20 protein-coding genes are annotated in these 19,245 nt (G+C 42.5%); 19 read left to right on the forward strand and 1 reads right to left on the reverse strand.

The features are described from left to right. Positions 1-76 precede the first annotated feature (76 nt). Both proV and PSU78_RS10780 read left to right on the forward strand, forming a co-directional pair. A complete protein-coding gene (gene proV / locus PSU78_RS10775; RefSeq protein WP_300387843.1) occupies positions 77-1,315 on the forward strand; it encodes a glycine betaine/L-proline ABC transporter ATP-binding protein ProV in 1,239 nt (412 codons plus the stop codon). Further along, a complete protein-coding gene (locus PSU78_RS10780) occupies positions 1,312-2,157 on the forward strand; it encodes a proline/glycine betaine ABC transporter permease (RefSeq protein ID WP_300387845.1) in 846 nt (281 codons plus the stop codon). Before proV ends, PSU78_RS10780 begins: the two co-directional genes overlap by 4 nt. Before the next feature lie 57 nt (positions 2,158-2,214). Here PSU78_RS10780 and PSU78_RS10785 read toward each other — a convergent pair whose 3' ends face one another. Further along, positions 2,215-2,427 (reverse strand): DUF3820 family protein, encoded by a 213-nt coding sequence (locus PSU78_RS10785; protein WP_300387847.1) that lies wholly within the window; start codon positions 2,425-2,427, stop codon positions 2,215-2,217. Positions 2,428-2,652: 225 nt separating this feature from the next. Here PSU78_RS10785 and PSU78_RS10790 point away from each other — a divergent pair, with 225 nt between their 5' ends. The 17 genes from PSU78_RS10790 (at position 2,653) to PSU78_RS10870 (ending at position 19,214) form a co-directional block, all read left to right on the forward strand. Continuing rightward, positions 2,653-2,922, forward strand: a complete 270-nt coding sequence (locus PSU78_RS10790; RefSeq protein ID WP_300387849.1) for a hypothetical protein — start codon at positions 2,653-2,655, stop codon at positions 2,920-2,922. 173 nt (positions 2,923-3,095) lie between these two features. Beyond that, positions 3,096-4,799, forward strand: coding sequence for a type II/IV secretion system protein (locus PSU78_RS10795; RefSeq protein WP_300387851.1), 1,704 nt, complete (start codon positions 3,096-3,098; stop codon positions 4,797-4,799). A gap of 15 nt (positions 4,800-4,814) precedes the next feature. Continuing rightward, the gene (locus PSU78_RS10800) at positions 4,815-6,041 is read left to right on the forward strand and encodes a type II secretion system F family protein (protein ID WP_300387853.1); all 1,227 of its coding nucleotides are present in this window, start codon (positions 4,815-4,817) and stop codon (positions 6,039-6,041) included. Positions 6,042-6,064: 23 nt separating this feature from the next. After that, the gene (locus PSU78_RS10805; RefSeq protein ID WP_300387854.1) at positions 6,065-6,544 is read left to right on the forward strand and encodes a hypothetical protein; all 480 of its coding nucleotides are present in this window, start codon (positions 6,065-6,067) and stop codon (positions 6,542-6,544) included. A gap of 200 nt (positions 6,545-6,744) precedes the next feature. Continuing rightward, complete coding sequence (locus PSU78_RS10810; protein WP_300387856.1) at positions 6,745-7,320, forward strand: prepilin-type N-terminal cleavage/methylation domain-containing protein; 576 nt, start codon at positions 6,745-6,747, stop codon at positions 7,318-7,320. 78 nt (positions 7,321-7,398) lie between these two features. After that, positions 7,399-7,875 (forward strand): prepilin-type N-terminal cleavage/methylation domain-containing protein, encoded by a 477-nt coding sequence (locus PSU78_RS10815; protein WP_300387858.1) that lies wholly within the window; start codon positions 7,399-7,401, stop codon positions 7,873-7,875. 65 nt (positions 7,876-7,940) lie between these two features. Further along, a complete protein-coding gene (locus tag PSU78_RS10820) occupies positions 7,941-8,402 on the forward strand; it encodes a GspH/FimT family pseudopilin (RefSeq protein WP_300387860.1) in 462 nt (153 codons plus the stop codon). Continuing rightward, positions 8,392-9,024 carry a type II secretion system protein gene (locus tag PSU78_RS10825; RefSeq protein WP_300387861.1) on the forward strand — a complete coding sequence of 211 codons (633 nt, stop codon included), beginning with the start codon at positions 8,392-8,394 and terminating at the stop codon, positions 9,022-9,024. The genes PSU78_RS10820 and PSU78_RS10825 overlap by 11 nt, the downstream gene beginning before the upstream one ends. Continuing rightward, positions 9,008-9,835 (forward strand): type II secretion system protein, encoded by an 828-nt coding sequence (locus tag PSU78_RS10830; protein ID WP_300387863.1) that lies wholly within the window; start codon positions 9,008-9,010, stop codon positions 9,833-9,835. Before PSU78_RS10825 ends, PSU78_RS10830 begins: the two co-directional genes overlap by 17 nt. After that, a complete protein-coding gene (locus PSU78_RS10835; protein ID WP_300387865.1) occupies positions 9,832-10,323 on the forward strand; it encodes a hypothetical protein in 492 nt (163 codons plus the stop codon). The genes PSU78_RS10830 and PSU78_RS10835 overlap by 4 nt, the downstream gene beginning before the upstream one ends. Before the next feature lie 293 nt (positions 10,324-10,616). Continuing rightward, a complete protein-coding gene (locus PSU78_RS10840) occupies positions 10,617-13,595 on the forward strand; it encodes a DUF6701 domain-containing protein (protein WP_300387867.1) in 2,979 nt (992 codons plus the stop codon). Positions 13,596-13,629: 34 nt separating this feature from the next. Then, a complete protein-coding gene (pilM, locus tag PSU78_RS10845) occupies positions 13,630-14,568 on the forward strand; it encodes an agglutinin biogenesis protein MshI (protein WP_300387869.1) in 939 nt (312 codons plus the stop codon). Continuing rightward, entirely contained in the window at positions 14,565-15,344 is a 780-nt protein-coding gene (locus PSU78_RS10850) for a PilN domain-containing protein (protein WP_300387871.1), read from the forward strand. The genes pilM and PSU78_RS10850 overlap by 4 nt, the downstream gene beginning before the upstream one ends. Then, positions 15,341-16,081, forward strand: coding sequence for an MSHA biogenesis protein MshJ (locus PSU78_RS10855; RefSeq protein ID WP_300387873.1), 741 nt, complete (start codon positions 15,341-15,343; stop codon positions 16,079-16,081). The genes PSU78_RS10850 and PSU78_RS10855 overlap by 4 nt, the downstream gene beginning before the upstream one ends. Next, the gene (locus PSU78_RS10860; RefSeq protein ID WP_300387875.1) at positions 16,078-16,512 is read left to right on the forward strand and encodes a hypothetical protein; all 435 of its coding nucleotides are present in this window, start codon (positions 16,078-16,080) and stop codon (positions 16,510-16,512) included. Before PSU78_RS10855 ends, PSU78_RS10860 begins: the two co-directional genes overlap by 4 nt. Before the next feature lie 23 nt (positions 16,513-16,535). After that, positions 16,536-18,305 carry a pilus (MSHA type) biogenesis protein MshL gene (mshL, locus tag PSU78_RS10865; RefSeq protein ID WP_300387876.1) on the forward strand — a complete coding sequence of 590 codons (1,770 nt, stop codon included), beginning with the start codon at positions 16,536-16,538 and terminating at the stop codon, positions 18,303-18,305. A gap of 3 nt (positions 18,306-18,308) precedes the next feature. Further along, entirely contained in the window at positions 18,309-19,214 is a 906-nt protein-coding gene (locus PSU78_RS10870) for an AAA family ATPase (RefSeq protein ID WP_300387933.1), read from the forward strand. Positions 19,215-19,245: the final 31 nt, after the last annotated feature.

Here is a 19,245-nt window from a genome sequence, read left to right on the forward strand (position 1 = left end):
TCAAATCATTATTTAGCATTTTCATTACTTCGCATTTTAGGGATAGCTTCATTTTTGTAGTAAAGGGGAAATTAAGATGGGGGTCATACAGTCTGTAAATACATCGACGACTGAAGCAAAAGTAGTCGTCAGAAATCTGCATAAAGTGTTTGGTAATAAACCTGAAGTTGCGTTACAGATGTTGAAAGAAGGATTCCATAAGGATGAAATTCTCAAAAGAACTGGACAAGTAGTTGGTGTACAAGACGCCTCCTTCGAAATTAACAAAGGTGAAATCTTTGTCATCATGGGACTTTCTGGTTCAGGGAAATCCACTTTAATTCGACTACTTAATCGACTCATAGAACCCACTGCTGGCAATATTATTGTTGATGGTGAAGACGTTGCGGCAATGAGTAAAGACAAGTTGCTTAATTTGCGTCGCAAAGACATGAGCATGGTTTTTCAGTCATTTGCATTGTTACCGCATAGAACTGTGGTCGAAAATGCAGCATTTGGATTAGAAATCGCTGGTATCAATCTTGCTGAACGTGAGCGTCGTGCAATGGAAGTATTAGAGCAAGTTGGTTTGCATACTTTTGCCAAACATTTACCCGCCCAACTCTCTGGCGGTATGCAACAACGTGTAGGACTTGCGCGCGCGCTCACTGTTAATCCTTCTTTAATGTTGATGGATGAGGCGTTCTCAGCATTAGATCCCCTACGCCGCACTGAGATGCAAGACGTACTGATGAAGCTACAACAAGAACAAAAACGGACCATTGTTTTTGTTTCTCATGATCTTGATGAAGCGCTTCGTATTGGTAACCGTATTTGTATTATGGAAGGCGGTCGCGTCGTGCAAGTCGGCACTTCAGAAGATATTCTTCAACGACCCGCAGATGACTATGTGAAAGCATTCTTTACCGGGGTTGATGTGAACAAATATCTGACAGCTAAAGATGTTGCTCAAAAAGAAGAAGTCACCATTTTTGATCGCCCAGATGATTTAGTGGCTGGGTTCAGTGCCGCGCTTGCTCGCATGCGCTTATTTAACCGAGATTATGCCTTTGTATTAGATGAACTACAGAAAGTGGTGGGGGTAGTTTCTGCAGAATCGCTGACTAATTGCATGAATCAAAAAGGGAAAAAACTGCGTGATGCGCTATTGCCCGGAGAGTTTGCTATTCCAGGAAAAACGCCAGTGAATGAAGTCCTGAATAAGGTAGTTGGCTGCGCTTGCCCACTGCCAGTCATTGGTTATAGCGGCGAATATCTCGGTGCAATCACTAAAACAGTTTTACTGCGCAAGCTATATAAGGAGAAAAAAGCATGAGCTATAAAATCCCTCTAGGTGAATGGGTTGCGGGTGCAGTTGGCTGGTTAGAAGTCAATGACCATGGTCTGTTCAATGGCTTGGGCGGAATCATTGACAGCTCAACCGCAGGTATTGAAAATGGCTTACAAGCCATCCCTTTTTGGCTATTCGCCATCATCTTTATAGCTATAGGCTATTGGCGCCTTGGCTGGAAGTTTGCCTTATTCTGTACGGCTTCTCTTTGGTTAATCAATAACATGGGCTTTACCGCTCAAACATTAGTGACACTCGCACTCATCATATCTGCGACATTAATTAGCTTAACTGTTGGTATTCCGCTCGGCATTTGGGCAGGCAGAAATGATAAGGCAGAAGCCATTATTCGACCAATATTAGATTTTATGCAAACTATGCCAGCGTTTGTTTACTTGATTCCAGCGGCAATGTTCTTTGGCTTAGGTCGAGTACCAGGCGTCATTGCCACTGTTATTTTCGCGATGCCGCCAGTGGTTCGTCTAACGTCACTTGGTATCCGCCAAGTGAATAAAGAGCAAGTGGAAGCTGGTATCGCTTTTGGTTGCACGCCTACTCAGTTGCTGATGAAAGTACAAATACCTAGTGCAATGGCTGCATTGTTTGCGGGCATTAATCAAACCATTATGATGGCATTATCCATGGTGATTATTGCTTCAATGGTTGGCGCTGGCGGCTTGGGTAATGATGTGTTATCAAGCATTTCACGCTTAGATATAGGCTTGGGGTTTGAAAGTGGTTTAGGCGTAGTATTGCTAGCCATTATGTTAGATAGAATTACTGAAAGCTTTGGGGTAAAACGTAACGCTAAAAATGGCATTAAGTAATTTCCATGCTGAGGTATCTGTACTAATTAAAGACTTTAAAATAGTAAGAATTTGACCTTAACTTTTGCGTAACGGCTCAAGTAACGGTGATAAACCGTTATGGTCAATTTCTTGCATTAAAGCCAATAAACGACCTAATTCATTTTTTGGAAAACCTTCACGCGCGAACCAATTAAGATACTGGCTAGGCAAATCTGCAATTAGTCTGCCTTTGTATTTACCGTATGGCATATTGGTGGTGACTAAGCGTTGCAAGTCGTCAGAGTTCATATTCGCTTTTATATTAGTTTTGTTGGCATTATAACCTGATGAAAATAGCGCATCGGGCTTTTGCACTGAAATTAACAACACAACAATCTGTTTTACATTGATAGTCTTTTTGCAGCATAATTATCCATATATTAGCACTCTGCTATACCCACTAAAACCGCAGGATAATGACCGATGAAAAGCCTAAAACCAATAGTAGCTCCCCTATTCATTTTGCTATGCCTAATGAGCTCAACACCAGCACTGGCAAAGGATGTCGCACTGGAGCAAGCCAGCGTTACGGCCGCGCGGCAGGATTACGACCGAGCTAAAACGGCTTATGATGATGTGACAAATTCGGTTAATTTACAAGAAAGCCGCATCAAGGATGAGCAAACACGCTTAAAAGAACTACAAGATGAACAAGCTGCCAATAAAGTGAACCTTACCAATGCAAAAGCACTGCTAGAGAAAAAGCAAAAGATGCTAGACCGCGCATGGAACAGTAGTAAATAGTTGCGCCAGCTTTGCTTATTGGCATTAGCTGCTGCCTCACACTTAACAGAGTCAAAACCTACCAGCGCCAGCCTGCAACTTAGATTTCAAGGCAAAACCCCTCTTTATTCTCACAATTGAATTGTTATCATCCCGTTTATATTTGAGCCTGTACGAATATAAATGAGGTTTAAATGGCACGTCCTGAAAAGATTCGCCTTGGTGAGATTCTAGTTCAGCAAAATTTAATTACTGCTGATGATTTAGATAAATCACTTGATGAGCAAAAACGCACCGGTCGCAAACTGGGTCGTATTTTTGTGGATAAAGGCTATGTCACAGAAATACAGATTTCTGAAGCTTTGGCACGTCAGTTAAAAGTTCCATTTATTGATTTACAGCAGTTCAGCACCAAACCTGAAGTCATCAACAAACTCCCAGAAGCGCAAGCGCGCCGTCTACGCTGTGCAGTGCTTGCAGACAAAGGGAGCAGCTACTTGGTGGGCATGGTTGACCCTACTGATTTATTCGCTTACGACGAATTAGTACGCTTATTACATCGTGATATTGAGTTAGCTGTTATTCAAGAAAGTGCCCTACTCCAGCTGATTGACCGCAGTTACCGTCGCACTGACGAAATTTCAAATCTAGCATTAGAATTAGGTCAAGATTTAGGTGATACCGCCATTGATTTTGCGGCAATGGGAATGGGCGGGAGCGCAGAAGAAGCGCCAGTCGTTAAGCTACTACAAACTATTTTTGAAGATGCCGTGCAAGTACGCGCTTCTGATATTCACATTGAACCACAAGAACATAAACTGCATATTCGTTTTCGTATTGATGGCGTGATGCATTTACAAACAGAGGCTGATTTAAAAATCGCTTCAGCTTTAGCACTACGTTTAAAACTCATGTCTGGCTTGGATATTTCAGAAAAACGCTTGCCTCAAGATGGTCGATTTGCGGTTAAAGTGAAACAACAAGCAGTGGACGTACGTATTTCTTCTATGCCAACACAGTACGGCGAATCAGTCGTGATGCGTTTGCTCATTCAAAATACCGCAGGTTTTTCATTAGAAAAGCTAGGTATGCCGCAAGATATGCTGGAGCGTTTCCGCAAGCTCATTCATCGCCCAAGCGGCATGGTCCTGGTAACAGGTCCAACAGGTAGCGGTAAAACAACAACTCTTTATGCGGCTTTAAGCGAGCTTAATTCCACATCAAACAAAATCATTACCGTTGAAGACCCTGTTGAATATCGCTTATCTGGTATCAACCAAGTGCAAGTGAATGAAAAAATTGATTTAAGTTTTTCACGGGTATTACGCTCAACATTACGTCAAGACCCTGACATTATTTTAGTCGGTGAAATGCGAGATCAAGAAACCGCCCAAATCGGCTTGAGAGCAGCCATGACAGGTCACTTAGTGCTTTCAACCCTGCACACCAATGATGCGATTAGCACGCCAATTCGTATGATAGACATGGGAGCGCCTCGCTATATGGTTGCAATGTCGATATTAGCCGTAGTTGCTCAACGCCTATTACGACTTGTGTGTGAAGGCTGCGCCGAAACTTATACGCCAGAACCATTTGAGCATGCATGGTTAAAGCATGAGCTTGGTGATGCCGTAGACAAACATCGTTATGTGCATGGCAAAGGCTGCAGTATGTGTAATGCCACAGGGTACCAAGGACGTGTAGGTGTTTACGAGCTGCTAGAAATGAATAATCAATTAATAGACGCTGCAAGTAACCACGACCCTAACCATTTTATTAAACTTGCCAGAGAGCACATGGCAGGCAAATCGCTACGTAAAAGTGCAGTAGATTTAGTGATTGCAAAACGTACAACCATTGCTGAAGCCATGCGCATCAGCAATCAATTTGAAGAATAGGCTAAGGAAAAGTAAATGCCATTTTTCACATACAAAGGTCGCGATAAACAAGGCGCTTTAGTGCAAGGCGTTTTGGAGAGCCAAGATAGCAGCACGCTTGCTAGCCAGCTTTTTGGACTAAATATTACGCCTATAGAAATCTTAGCCAAAAAAACGGAATCTGGCTCAAAAAATATTTCAATTCAACTATTTGAAGAGAAAATTGAAACGATAGATGTCATGTTGTTTAGCCGCCAAATGTACACGCTATTAAAAGCTGGTATTCCGATTATGAACGCGTTGAATGGCTTGCAAGCCTCTACCAACAATAAAGCATTTTCTAGTGTAGTTGGCAATATTCGCGAGAGCCTAGGGAGTGGACGAGAACTTTCGTCCGCCCTATCTCAACACCCAGAAGTATTTTCTAGCTTTTACATCAACATGGTACGCGTTGGTGAAACGACGGGTATGTTAGATACTGTATTTCTGCGCTTATTCGACCATCTAGAATTTGAGCGTTTTATGCACGATCAAATCAAGTCTGCCCTGCGCTACCCTACCTTTGTCGTGGTTGCGATGGCTGTGGCAATTGTTGTGGTGAATCTATTTGTTATTCCAGCGTTTGCCAAAGTCTTCCAAAGCTTTGGCGCTGAACTACCTTTAATGACGCGAATACTCCTAGGCTTTTCTCACTTTATGGTTGCAGCTTGGCCTTATCTACTTGTAGGTATTGTAGGTGCAGTAATACTGTTTCGTTCATACATCAAAACCAGTATCGGTAAATTCAAATGGGATAAATTCAAACTCGGTACACCGCTTGCTGGCAAGATTATTCATAAAGCGACCATGTCACGCTTTGCCAGAAGCTTTGCACTCGCCAGTAAAAGTGGCGTGCCAATTACCAGCGGGCTAAAGTTAGTGGCACAAACTGCCGATAACGATTATATCGCGAGCAAAATTGAAGGCATGCGAGAAGGCGTCGAGCGCGGCGAAAGTATATTACGCACCGCAACCAATAGCGGAGTATTCAACCCAATTGTATTGCAGATGATTGCGGTAGGTGAAGAATCTGGTGCACTAGACGACTTAATGCAAGAAGTGGCTGATATGTATCAGCGTGATGTGGAATATGAGATTAAAACGCTAGGCGCTCAAATTGAACCGATTTTAATTGTGTTCTTAGGGATCATGGTACTGATGTTAGCGTTAGGTATTTTCTTACCGATATGGGATTTAGGCAATGTGGCACTGCACAAAGGCTAACGCTCAGAAAGTAGAGAATTAAAGTGAGTGCGCATTTAGCAAGACATGCTCCAAGTGCGCGTCGTTTCGACTTTGCCGTCACGCTAATAGTGATTGGAATACTAGCGACCTTGTTACTAGGTTATTTAAACAAGGCGCAACAAGATATTGAAAGACTAATTGTTGAAACAGAGTTAAATAGCTTGCGCTTAAGTTTGGCTGAGAATTGGGTGGATAAAAGCGTTAGTAATCAATCTATTGATAGCGTGGCACTGCAAAACAGCAACCCGATGCTACTAATCGCTGATAATCCTGAAAACTATATAGGCGAGCTTTCGGAGGCGCCGAGTAACAAAATAGAAATTTGGTATTTTGATACCACAAGAAAACAGCTGATTTATGTATTTAATGACGGCAGCCAAGCCAGATATAGATTCAGTAAAACGGCTGGGCAGACTAAAGCCTCATTATTAACAGTGGGTGGTTTAGATTTAGTGAAAGACGTAGCAGAGGTAAAGAACTGAGTTACCGTCATTCTCGCGAAAGCGGGAATCTAATTTGACTTTGGTTTTAAAACCTAACATGGATTCCCGCTTTCGCGAGAATGACGGATGTTTGATAGGTTTACTCAAAACAACGAGTCAAATTGATTTGTACAAAACACTTTAGTAAAAACTTAGTAGAAGTAAATTGATAGATTATTATTTTTTAAGGATACAACATCATGAACAACACCAAACGCTTAAGCGCATTTAATCTAAGTAAGATTAAGCATGCCAAGGGCTTCACCTTAATTGAATTGATTGTGGTGATTCTCATTCTGGCTATTTTGGCAGCCATCGCATTGCCACGGTTTACTAACCTACAAAAAGACGCCCGCATTGCAAAACTTAACGCTGCTAGAGGTAGCGTTGCAGCCTCTTCAGCTTTAGTACGAGCCACCATACTTGCAAGAAACAGCTTGACTGATGCTGCAGCTTGCCCTGGCGGTGGTGGTACAGCCAACAATACCAGTAACGTTTGTACTGAAGCTGGAGTTGTTGCCGTCGTATTTGGTTACCCAGATGTAACTGCCATAGGCACTGCAGGTTTGTTGTCTGCAGCTGGTTTAACTACATCATTTAACCCAACATTAGCAGAACTTAATGGTGACGGTTACAACTACACAGCAACGGGCACAGTGGCGACATTCCAAATTCAAGGTGCAGTAGCGCCAGCAACCTGCCAATTCACTTACACAGAGCCAACTTTAGCAGGTGCATCACCTGTCATTACGCCTGCTGTGACAACGGGTTGTTAGTCATATAGATTTTTTAGTTGATTGTGATTTAAAGCGTGAATGTAGTCTAATTTTTATATTTTTTAAGGAGTCATTAAAATGAAACAGCAAAAGTTTGGTTTTTCAAAAGTAGGCGCAAGCCAATCTGGTTTTACATTAGTTGAATTAGTCGTGGTGATTGTCATTTTGGGAATTTTGGCAGCCACGGCTTTGCCAAGATTTATTAATTTAACAGGTGATGCTAGAAGGTCATCAATGAATGGTTTGGCTGGTGGTTTACGCTCTTCAATCGGCGTAGTGCAAGCGCGTTACTTTGCAACAGGTGATTCAGCAGCAACTTCAGTGACTATGGCTGATACTTCATCTGTAACGGTAATTGCAGTTAAAGGCTTCCCTACTGCTGATGCTGCTGGTATTGAAAAAGCACTAACATCTATTGATGGTTTTACCGCTGCATATGCAGCTGGAGTAGCTTCTTTCACACAAACCGGTGGTCCAGCGGCATGTAAAGTTACCTATACTGCTTCAACTGGGGCCGTAGATGCCTCTGCAATTACTACTACTAACTGTCCTTAATAGGGTATTCATCATCAGAGACAGGATATTCCCTCTGATGATGAGTCCTTAAGCGACACCTCAATATGCAGCAAGAACATGGATTCACAATAGTCGAGCTTGTCGCCGTAATGGTGATCACTGGCATTATTGCTGCCATCGCAGCGCCGCGCTTTATTGGTGTGGATGCTTTCGATGCACGGGGGAGTTATAGCACCTTAGTTTCTGCGTTGCGTTATGCACAAAAAACCGCAATAGCGCAACGTAGAAATGTCTATGTGAGTATTAATACGACTACTCGCTTTGTGTGTTTAGGTTATACCAACAACTGCAGTTCAGCGGTGATTGACCCGGCTACGCAAGCTGCGTACTCAAAAACCTTATCAAGCAATGTAAGCATTGCAGCAAGCACTACACCGCTTGGTTTTGACGGATTAGGCAGACCAGTGCCTAACGCCACAGCTACTTTTACCTTTCAAAATGCTGTTGTACCGAGTGAGTCTACACGCACGATTACCGTAGAAGCGGATACTGGCTATGTACGTTAATCAATCTAAATTTAAGAAAACTATTATTAAACATCAGCTTGGCGTATCTTTAGTTGAGTTAGTTGTTTTTATGGTCATTGTAAGTGTCGCCTTAGTGGGTGTGCTTAAAGTGCTTGATATTACCAATCGCGGTAGCGTTGATCCGCTTGTTCGCAAGCAGGCTATTTCGATTGCAGATTCATTATTGTTAGAAATAGAACAACAACCTTTTACGTTATGCGACCCAGAGGATACTAATGCCCCTACTGCGGTTACTACAGCCGACTGCACTGGTGGCGCTGCTGCTTCTGAAGATAAAGCCGGTGCGGCACTCATAGGCCCATCTCCCAGTTCTGAAAGCCGTTACAGCGCAACATCGCCGTTTGACAACGTTGCAGATTACGGCGGCTTTAGCATGCCAGATGCTAACTGTGCAGGCATTTGTAGCCCAGGTGATAATACGCCGTTAGCAGGTCTTGGCGCCTACAAAGCCGCCGTGACTGTTACCCGCGTAGGCGGTGCAACACCCTTTGCTAGTTTTCCACTGAGTGCAGTGCTGCAAATTGCTGTGCGCGTAACGGGACCAGCGAATACTGATGTGACATTAACAGGCTATAGGTTTAGGTATGCGCCCAATATTTAAATCCATATCAAAAGACTCAGCTGGCTTTACCTTAGTCGAAATGGTCGTAGTCATCACTATTGTAGGGATTCTTGCGGCAGGTGCGGCATTGTTTATTCGCAACCCTACTCAAGCATTTATTGATAGCGAAAATCGCGCCAATTTAACTGATCGTGCCGATACTGCGCTACGACGGATGGCGCGTGATATTCGAAATGCTTTACCAAATAGTGTTCGCACCTCAGTCAATGGGGCAGATAGCTTTATCGAATTTGTGCCAGTAAAAGCGGCAGGTCGATACCGTGCAGCTGTAGGTACATCAGTGAGTGATAATCCATTAGACTTTTCACTCACTGCAGATACTTTTGACGTATTAGGGCCAACGGTGAATGTTGATGCTGGCGATAATCTTGTGATTTACAATTTGGGCATTTCTGGTTCAGATGTTTATGAAGGCTCAGATAGGCACGCCTTACAGACGACAGGACTACTCAGCACATTAAGCTTTAGCGGTGGTACTTTTCCGCAAGCATCGCCTTCAAGCCGATTTTTTGTGGTTTCTACACCAGTTTCATATGTGTGCGATATGACAAATAAGCTGCTTTTAATGTATAGCGGTTACAACATGCAAACGACGCAACCAGCAAGTGTGACCGCCTTAAATGCTTTAACTACAGCAAAACTAATGGCCTCTAACTTAAGTTCTTGCCAAATCAATTACGTTTCAGGGGTATTACAACGAAATGGCGTAGTGACTATTTATTTAGGTTTTACTCAAGATGTGGCTAAAGTAACACTAATGCATCAAGTGAATGTGGTGAACTCACCATGAATAAAACAAGCGCAAAAATCACGTTCATGACTTCAAAAAAAATTCACCAAGGCTTTTTATTGCCAGCTGCAATATTTATTCTTGTTATTTTGGCTGGCTTAGGTGCTTATGCGCTTAACATTACCAGCATTCAACAAGTTACTTCTACACAAGATGTGCAAGGCACTAGAGCATACCAATCAGCGCGCGCAGGTGTGGAATGGGGAGCTTATCAAATTTTGCAAACAAGCCCAGATAACACCACAATTTTAGCTTGTTTTACTAGCCCTAGCGTATTAAGCCTTGATGGATTTACAGTCACGGTGCGTTGCACAAAGTACGGTGATTACAATGAGCAAAATAGTGATCACACAATAGCAGTTTATCAAATTACCAGCACAGCTACTTTTGGCACGGTAAATACTTCAAACTATATAGAACGGCAAATTCAGCTTAACTTAAGTAAGTGCCGCGGTACTGATGCCAGTAGCGCTTATATTTGTAGCTGAGTTACCTAGTAATTTTAATCATAGAAAATACTTAATAGAAACTTACTTAATAAGTAACTAATTGATTCTTGCTTAAAAGTGTGTTGCAAAAGTTTTTTTGTTGGATTAATCATTGTACTGACATTATCAAACTCATCTCATTCTAATAATTTAGCAGGTAATCACCTGTTTTTCTTTTGCTTAAAATCTAAATTTTTTCATCATAATTCAGTAGAAATTTCCGTAATACTTATTTGCTAAATTAAGAAGTAAGTATTTAAGTTGACTAACTATATCGACTGTATTGTAGGTAAATGATGATAAGTAAATATTTTTATGGTGTTTTATTAGTAGTGTTCTCAATGTGCACTCAGGCCGCATATTTCCCTATCGCATTATCAACCAATACATTAAATGTAGACCTCAGTACTAAAACAAATGGATCCGTTTACTCTCCGTACATGAGCGGTAACCAGACTTTTGGCGGCATACCTTTCTCAATGGTGACAGATGCTAACGGGGAGAACGTTATCCATAACACTACAACAACAATTAATACGAACTTATATGGCGCAACAACGGTTTACACGCTTATCAATTCTTTCTATGGCAAATCAGGAGTGACGATAGGTTCAATCAAATTTAATGCATCAGATGGTACAAATTACACAGTTAACTTGGTAGAAGGCGTCAACGTGCGCGACCATTATATTGGTTCATTTGTAAATACTACTAGCGCAAGTTATGTAACCCTCAATGTGATTGGTACAAATACAAATAATACGGCGCATCTTGACATGCAAGCATTCGCATTGCCTGCATCATTTAGCACTAGAACATTAACAAGTATTGTTTTCACAACCACTAATAGCAATGGTGGTGAACCATTTTTAGCTGGAGTTACAGCAAATGCTACAAATATGAAACCCATTGCCTACTATGCTATGGACGAAGCAAGTTGGAATGGAACATCAAATGAGGTATCTGATACGGCTGGATATGCTGGCGGGCCTTTTAACGGCCAGGGTATAGGCACACCAACACCAACTGCAACCTATACTAGCCCAGCCAGAGCAGGGTCTTCAGGCACATGTGGCTACGCTGTTTTTGGCGGTTCAGCAAATGGTGGCGGTGCATTTACCCTTGATAACTTACCCATTGATTTAACTGATAAAGCTAAAACATCAGTTAGCTTTTGGATGTATTGGGATGGGTCAGATGGCGTTATGCCTATTGGATGGGGGCTGTACGACCTTTGGTTTAGAGGTGGTACATTTGGCTTTAATACTGATAATAGTGATGTATATGGAATAAACTCATCTACTTTAAGTAATGGGTGGCACCATGTAGTGGCTGTATTTACTAATGGAGGTGTTACCTCAAATAAATTGTATATTGATAATGTTAGCCAAACAATCAGCTCACAAATTGGATCGCAAATCAACGCTAACGCCATCGTCCAATCTACATTGCAAGTAGGTGGGTACACTAAAACCACTTTATGGAGATTTAAAAGCCAAATTGATGAAGTTAAAATTTACAATGGTGAAGTAACCCAAACGCAAGTTTCACTTGATTACAATGCAACACATAGCTGTCCAAACTATAATGTAATACCTAGTAATTTCAATTGCACATTCGTTGGGGGAGCCGCCAGTACTGGACATCTTTATACGCAGGTAGCTAGCTCATCCTTTAATGTGGATGTTATTGCGCTTAAATCAACTGGAGCTGTTGAAACAAGTTATGTAGCGAGCGGCACTAAGAATGTCACCTTAGAATTTGTCGATGGTTCTGGCGCTACAGCTTGTGCTAGTCGCGCCGTGTTATCGCCCGTTGTTTCACAAACCGTCACATTTGCATCCACCGATGCTGGTCGTAAAACCGTGAGTAATATTACAATCGCCAAAGCATATCGTGATTTAATGTGTCGCGTAACAGATGCCAATCAATCACCCAGTGTAGTGGGTTGTTCCACAGATGACTTTGCCGTGCGTCCTTCAAGCTTGTCTGTAACATCCTCAGCAAATGCCGATAGTGCTGGTACAAGCACCAGCTTAGCGCCTATAGTAAAAGCTGGTGCAAGCTTTACTTTAGCGGCGGGTTCTGGCGTGGTGGGATATGATGGCGCGCCTTTGTTTGATACCACTAAGCTAAATGCACATACTGGCGCAACTCAAGCAGGCACATTGGGTGGTAGCTTTAGTGCCGCCAATGCTACAACGGGCACTGCCACAGGCAGCGCCTTTAACTATAGTGAAGTGGGCTATTTTAGGTTAGCCGCTAACGGTGTTTACGATAGTACATTTACCGCAGTAGATTCTGCCAATGGTGATTGCGTGTCAGGCTTTGTGGGCAGCGGCGGAAAATATGGTTGTAGTTTTGGCAATACCGCTACTACCAACTATTTTGGGCGGTTTATTCCAGATCATTTTTCTTTAACAACTGGCTCAACCACCCCAGCATGTAGCACGAGCGCTGTGACTAGTGACCGCTTTACATACTTGGGTCAAGATGGCTTCACTACAAGCTTTACTTTAGTTGCACAAAATTCGAGTAACCAAACAACCCAAAATTATGTAGGTAGCTTTGCAAAATTTGCCTTAAACACTTGGGCAAATTACACCTTTAAAGCCAATGGATTACCTGTAGGCACTAGGTTAACAGCCAGCTCCACTGCGCCGACAGGCACTTGGAGCAATGGCACATCTTCTGTTGTGGCAAAACACATTGTCACTCGCCCCAGCGCACCCGTTGCAGGTGGAAGTATTAGTATTAGTACAACCCCTACGGATAGTGATGGCGTCACCATGCCATTAACATATGTCTCATCCTCAAGTTTATTCCGATATGGCAGATTGTGGGTACCTAATACTTACGGTTCTGAGTTACTACCACTTTCGGTACCCATTGAAGCACAGTATTGGAACGGCACAAGCTACCAAAGAAATCAATTGGATATCTGTAGCGTCATTACTGCTGCTAGCATCATTATGGACAGCTACAAAGCTAACTTAACGGCCTGTGAAACGCAAATTGGTTACTCAAGTAGAACAGGTACTTTTGTAAATGGCTTATCTAAATACTTAAGATTAACTAAACCAGGTGCAGGCAACAATGGCAGCGTAGACTTAACGCTTAACCTGAACGCTGCGAGCGGTAGCACCTGTAATACAGCAAGCCCAAGTGCCGCAACAGCTGCAGGCATGTCATGGTTTGGTAGCAACCCTGTATCACGCGCAACTTTCGGCATTTACAAAACGCCGATTATTTATATGCGCGAAAACTTTTAATAGACACTTTAAGCCACGAATAGAGATATTGATTATGCGACTATTTTCTAAGAAAAAATCACCAGGCTGGTTTGCATTACGCAACTCAGAAAACGGCACTTGCGTGGCGCATGTCATTAATTCAGAAGCAAAACCCACTGTTGAATATATCGCCATTCAGCGAGGTAGTTTAAAAGACGACAGTTCCGTAAAGACCTTAACTACCAATTTAAGTATGGCTAACTTGCACTGCTCACTTTTACTCGCTCAAAATGAATATCAACTATTTCAAATTGAAAAACCAAACGTACCTGCCAATGAGCTAAAGCAAGCCATTAGCTGGAAACTAAAAGACATGATTGATTACCCTGTAGATCAGGCCACGATAGATGTCATTGATATTCCAGCCGACCCCAATAATGCTAATCGACAGTCTTATGTATACGCTGTTGCCGCTAAAAATAGTGTGATTGGTGACTACATGACGCGACTCATTGATTATGCAGGTTCGGGCTTAGAGGTGATTGACATCCCCGAGCTTGCACAGCGCAATATCGCAGCTTATTTAGAACAAGAAGGTCGTGGACTGGCCATGCTTTCCATCAACAGCCATGGCGGATTGCTTACTTTTACGTCAGGCGGCGAACTTTACCACTCAAGACGAATTGAAATAGATACCAAGCAAATACAGGACGACAATAGTGAACTAAAATCCAGCGTTTTTGAGCGTTTATTACTAGAAATTCAACGTTCACTCGATAACTTTGAACGCCAATTTCCCTACATTACAATCAATCGTCTTGTATTGGCGCCATTTATGGGTCGTGAAGACTTCTATGATTATTTAAAAGCTTATCTCTATATACCGATAGATCGGTTTGATCTATCCGACGTATTTGAATTTAAAGATCAAGCCAGTCTGGGTGATTTATCCATGCAGGCCAGCCTAATGCCCGCGCTAGGGGCGGCATTGCGAGGAGCCTCTTCATCATGAGTCAGCAGATTAACCTACTAAATCCATCTCTTATCAAACAAAAGGATTTTCTAAACCCTAATACTATAGTGATAACGCTTGGGGTTTTATTGGCGTTGATGTTGGGATATTACAGCTATGCGCAAAAACAATTGTCCATGTTAACAGCACAGCGTAGCCAAACAGCGCAAGAACTATTGGCAATACAAGCAGCATTGCAGCAAACGACTTTGTTACATACACCGCATATAGCGAACAAAGCCTTAGTAGATCAAATTGCACAATTGGAACAAAAAGAGGCCATGCAACAGCACATTTTGCAGACTGTAAACCTAAGCTCAGCGACCCCTGAAAAAGGCTACGCGGCTTTGATGCGCGCCTTTGCAAAACAAAGCTTAGATGGCTTATGGTTAACCAGCTTTAGTATTGATAGTACATCTGAACAGCTTAATATCAGCGGCCGTGCGTTACAGGGCGAGCTTGTACCAGAATATATTGCAAGATTAGGTAATGAGCCTGCGTTAAGAGGCAAGTTATTTTCTGCGTTGAACATGAACCTGCCCAAAGCCACTGCTTCAACAAGCGCAGCGCCAGTAGCAGTGACAACTACTTCAGCTTCAGCCAATACCACAGCTTCTATGATTAAAAATGGCGTATCTGCACTACCCGTTAACAACGCAGCCCCTACAAAAAGCGTTCAAAGTAACGCACCTAAATATATTGAATTTTCACTGCAATCGATTGATGATAAATCCGCGACCATTAACGCGGACAGCAAAGCTGGGAGTAAGCTTTGAAAAAGTCATGGCTAAGCTTAAGCACTAAGTTTGATGCGCTGAAAAGACGTGAGCGTTGGATGGTGGCTTGTGCGCTATTTGCAGTCGTATTTGCTGCGATGAATAGCTTATTCATCAACCCTGTATTGGCTCGCCAAAAAATAATCAGCAGCGAGCTGGCGACTGATCAAGCGCAGATTCAAAATATAACCCAACAAATTAGCGCATATTCAAATCAAGCAATCATTGACCCAGATGCAAGCAACAACCAACGTATTACTGAGTTAAATAGTCACCTAAAAACCCTTGAAACTCAATTAAGTGGCTTACAAAATACGCTTATCAGCCCAGACAAAATTCCTGAACTGCTTCGTAGTTTGCTAAAGAAAAATGGCAAACTCCAACTGATTGAGCTAAAAACACTACCTACTAAAGGCTTGCTTGAAGCTGAGGCTGCAGATAAAAACACTGCCGTATCAACAACTGAAAACAGCAGCCTAAATAAACTAGATACGGGCAAACTAGATGCAGGCAACCAAGATTCATCAGTATACAAACATGGCGTAGAAATTACGGTTGAAGGCCATTACTTAGATCTTCTCGAATATGTTTCTGATTTAGAGAAAATGCCTTGGCACGTACTTTGGAGCAAAGCCGCATTAAATGAAGAGCAATTATCAGGCAGCGTTTGGCCGACAAACCGTTTAAAACTCACGGTTTACACTTTAAGTTTAGATAAAACATGGTTAAGCATATGACATTAAATACAGATAAACACTCAGCGCACTCAATGCATCTGGCGCACAACCCTGTGAAACTATTACTTAGCGTTTCATGTGGCATGTTTTTGCTCATGATGGAAAGCGGCTTAAATGCTGAAGTATTAAAAGACCCTACTCAGCCGCCTGCCTCATTATCAGACGAAACCTCAAATGGCGAAGCGCGCGGTCCGATACTGCAATCTGTAATGATAGGTTCGCAATACCGCGCAGCGATTATTAGTGGTCAAAAGGTTATGCTAGGCGGTAAATACGAGAATGCCACCTTGATTAGAATTAACGAACGTGAAGCTGTCTTACGTAATTCCGACATGTCGACACAGACGCTGGCAATGGATTATGCAATGGTAAAGAAAACCAAACCTACAGTTCAGACTAAACCAATAGCCCAGTCTAAACCAAGAAATTGAATGAAGTAATCGAGAATAATATCATGCAAAAATTACCAATACGATTATCAGCATTACTCACATTAATACTTAGCCAAACGGTGCTACTAAGTGGCTGTGCGACTAATGAACCCCAACATAATGCCACGCTCAATAAAATAACTAATGAGTTAAAACAAGCCGCAGAAGTGAAAGCGCCTACAGCGACTCCAAAGGCGATTAATGATGCATTGTTGCCCCCATTAAAAATTGCCATGCCTAAAGCTTCTGCTAAACAATTGGAGCAACGTTTTGATTTAGTCATTAGCAATGCGCCTGCCAGCCAAGTATTAATGGGCATTGTAAGTGGCACGCGTTACAGCATGTTGGTTTCCCAAGATTTAACTGGCACGATTTCAGTGAACCTGAAAGACGTTACAGTGTTTGAGGCACTTGATTCGCTGCGCGAGTTGTATGGTTATGAATACAAAGTAGAAGGCACTCGTATTTTTATTGAGCCACAATCAATCCAAACACGCGTATTTCAAGTGAATTATATTATTGGTCAACGTAAAGGTTCATCTGACACGCGTGTGACTTCTGGCTCAGTAAGCGATGGTACAAGCTCTGGTCAAAGTACTGGATCAACAAGCACGACCAATTCAAGCGGCTCAGCCAATCGTGCGTCTATGATTAGCAGCAGCATTGCTACCACCACTAATAATGATTTTTGGAAAGACTTAACGGATTCACTTAATGGCATTGTTGGTAATGAAAATGGTCGCCGTGTTGTCGTCAACGTACAGTCTGGCGTCATTATGGTACGTGCAATGCCGGCGGAAGTACGTAATGTGGAAGCGTTCTTACGTTTGATGCAAGTCACCATAGAGCGCCAAGTGATATTAGAAGCAAAAATCATGAACGTGCAACTGAATGACCAATCTCAAAGCGGTGTGAACTGGTCTGTATTTGGCAAAAGCGGCTCTAATACGGGCATTGTAGGTAACTTGAATGCTAATACCCAATTAGCCAGCTCAGGTAATGGTAATCTGCTTAGTGGCGACTTAGGTGCAGCATCGGGTACCGCAATTGCCAATGCAGCAACGACATCGCTCGGTGGTCCATTATTTGCGGTCGCTTTGCAAGGGGCTAATTTTGCCGCCCTACTCTCATTCTTAGAAACACAAGGCGATGTACAAGTGCTTTCTAGCCCAAGAATTGCCACCATCAACAATCAAAAAGCAGTTCTTAAAGTCGGTACCGATGAGTTTTTTGTCACTGGCATTTCATCTAATACGACCGCCTCAACTGGCGCAACCACAACATCGCCAGAAGTGACGTTACAACCGTTTTTCTCAGGTATTGCGCTAGATGTTACTCCGCAGATTGATAAAGATGACAACATTATCTTGCACATGCACCCTTCTATCAGCCAAGTGACTACCGTGAATAAACAATTGAACCTTGGTGGTACGTCTGGTGCTATCAACCTACCGCTTGCTTCTAGCAATGTGAGCGAAACCGATAGCATTGTGCGTACCCATGATGGTCGCGTGATTGCGATTGGTGGATTGATGACAGAGAGCGCTATCAGCAATAAATCTAAAGTGCCAGGCTTAGGTGACATTAAAGGCGTTGGCAATGCTTTCCGCCAAAAAGGCTCAACAACCAGTAAAACTGAATTGGTGATCTTGCTTAAAGCCACCGTTGTGCAGGGCCAAGAGAGCTGGAGTAATGATGCTTTATCTAGCCAAAGGCGTATTGAAAGCATGCAACGTAGCGACTATGTGCAAAGCTCAGGCAACATTGCACAAACATCGACTGTGAGCGAATAAATGATGTACCTAAAACACTTTGGATTAAGCGAAGCACCTTTCAGCATTACGCCTGATACCAGCTTCTATTTTGCATCGCACAGCTATCAAGAAGGCCTGAATACTTTGCTATTTGCCGTTCTATCTGGCGAAGGATTTATCAAAATTACAGGTGAAGTTGGTACGGGTAAGACGCTGTTATGCCGCAAGCTTATGTCTAGCCTCGATAGCAGTTTCAAAGTGGCCTACGTACCAAACCCTTATTTAGAGCCGCAATCATTATTGATGGTGTTAGCAGAAGAGTTAGGTATCGCCCTACCTAATGTGGTGACTCAACATGCGCTGTTAACTGCATTGACTCATGCATTGTTAGATTTTGCTCGTAAAGGCATCAAAGTAGTCGTTTGCCTTGATGAAGTGCAAGCCATGCCTATAGAAACATTAGAAGCGCTGCGCTTACTTAGTAATCTGGAAACTGAAAAAAGAAAACTACTACAAGTGGTAATTTTTGGTCAGCCAGAACTTGAAGTTAAACTGAACCATGCCTCTATCAGACAGCTAAAACAACGTATTACTTTTGAATATCAGTTGGATAGATTAAGTCGCGACGAGATGCAGTATTACCTTAGCCACCGTCTAATCATTGCTGGTTACCAAGGAAGCCGCATGTTTAGTGGCGCCGCATTAACGCTTTTGTATTTTAAATCTAACGGTGTACCAAGATTAGTGAATATATTGGCGCACAAAGCCTTACTAGCCGCCTATGGCAAAGGCAAACAACAAGTAGGTTTAGTCGAAGCTTTTGCAGCGATTTCAGACACTAAATCGATAGAGTCAACATGGAAAAAGTTACGCTTACATAGCTTTACTTTATCTCTATTTTTATGTATGTGCGGCAGTGCATTTTTGGTTTTACCTAAATTAAGTTAATAAAAATCCATCACCCTTGAAGACTGAAATC

This window comes from Methylotenera sp., from assembly GCF_029945705.1.
Classification (GTDB): Bacteria; Pseudomonadota; Gammaproteobacteria; order Burkholderiales; family Methylophilaceae; genus Methylotenera.